1 protein-coding gene is annotated in these 717 nt (G+C 29.4%); it reads left to right on the plus strand.

Features of this window, described 5'->3' with window-relative positions; genetic code table 11:
- Positions 1-153: 153 nt before the first annotated feature.
- A partial coding sequence (locus KA878_RS13500) for a protein rep (protein ID WP_210142193.1) occupies positions 154-717 on the plus strand: 564 nt, incomplete at its 3' end.

Raw genomic sequence — 717 nt, forward strand, 5'->3', positions numbered from 1 at the left:
ATAGAAATAACTCAAAGATATTAAAAGTCGTTTTATCGTTGATATGACAGTATTTTTATGTATTTTTGTGCGTGAAAGAAAAAATTGACATAAAAAAGCTCCAGTAATATGATTAAGTTACGACGCTTAAATCAATACTGGAGGTCTTTTTATATGCAATATAATACTACTAAATGTATAGACGAAAATCAAGATAATAAAACATTAAAAGATATGACGAAAAGTGGGAAACAACGCCCATGGAGAGAAAAGAAGATAGATAATGTAAGTTATGCAGATATACTAGAAATCTTAAAAATTAAAAAGGCTTTTAACGTAAAACAATGTGGTAACGTCTTAGAGTTCAAGCCTACTGATGAAGGTTATTTGAAGTTACATAAGACATGGTTTTGTAAATCAAAATTGTGTCCAGTTTGTAATTGGAGGCGTGCTATGAAAAATAGTTATCAAGCTCAAAAAGTGATTGAAGAAGTGGTTAAAGAAAAGCCAACTGCTCGTTGGTTATTTCTTACTTTATCGACTAAAAATGCAATAGACGGTGACCATTTAGAACAAAGTTTAAAACACATGTCTAAGGCTTTTAATAAATTAAAGATGTATACAAAAGTTAAAAAGAATTTGGTAGGATTTTTACGCTCAACTGAAGTAACAGTTAATAAAAATGACGGTAGTTATAATCAACATATGCACGTTTTATTATGCGTTGAAAATGCGTAT

This window comes from Staphylococcus sp. GDY8P57P, from assembly GCF_017892585.1.
In the GTDB taxonomy this organism is placed as follows: domain Bacteria; phylum Bacillota; class Bacilli; order Staphylococcales; family Staphylococcaceae; genus Staphylococcus; species Staphylococcus borealis.